General features: G+C 50.5%; 1 protein-coding gene. It reads right to left on the bottom strand.

Annotated features, from left to right (window positions below; translation table 11 throughout):
• Positions 1–6 precede the first annotated feature (6 nt).
• Positions 7–756, bottom strand: a complete 750-nt coding sequence (locus H8S80_RS33955; protein ID WP_014078533.1) for a phage replisome organizer N-terminal domain-containing protein — start codon at positions 754–756, stop codon at positions 7–9.
• Positions 757–794: the final 38 nt, after the last annotated feature.

Here is a 794-nt window from a genome sequence, read left to right as displayed (position 1 = left end):
CGTTTTTCATAAGCTCTCGCCCTCCTTGCATGAATAATCGGGTATGCCCTGTTTCGGGGCAGCCTTGCCTTTGGCAGCGTCCTCCTGCGCCCACTTGTAAATGGTGGCTGCATGGCTGTGGTACTGCTTCCCGGTGGAAGCGATATGGCAGGAAAGCCGGTCAATATAATACTCCCACTTGTCGGGCAGCTCTGTTTTCAGCCCGGAAAGCTCTGTATCGGTCAGTATCACATTGTTGTATCTGCCATAAGCGGCGGGGGCGGGGTGCCCCGTTTTTCCCTCTCTCTCTTTTTCTATCTCTATCTCTTTCTCTAACTCTATCTCTATCTCTGGTGGACGAATGTCGGACAAATGTCCGCCTTTTGTCCGGGGCGGTAAAAGTGCCTTGTTTTCCAGCCTTGCAGCCCGTTTTCGCTCGGCTTCGGTAGAGGACTGTCCTATCATCAGCTCAATGTCGGTCATATAGAAAGCCCCGCTGTCAAGCTGCTCCACAAGCCCCAACTGCCGGAAAATCTCTAAAGCCCTCTCAACTGTCCCTATCTGGTGGCGGGTCAGTGTCGCTATCATCTGTGCTGTGTAGGGGATATGCTCGTCAAGCTGCAATTTCCCGCCGTTTTTCAGCGATTTTAAGTACAGCTTCAAGAGGATATTGGAATATAAAATCCCGTCTTTCATATCTTCCAGCAGCACAATGGAGTCGCTGTCAAAAAAGTTCTCTTTCAGCTTGAGGTAGTAATACTTGCGGTTATCTGCCATTGTCCCTGTCCTCCTTTTTCCGGCGTTTGGAGTAGTAG

Source organism: Hungatella sp. L36 (assembly GCF_014288035.1).
Note: the sequence above shows the minus strand (reverse complement) of the source record. Positions and strands in the feature narration are given on the sequence as shown.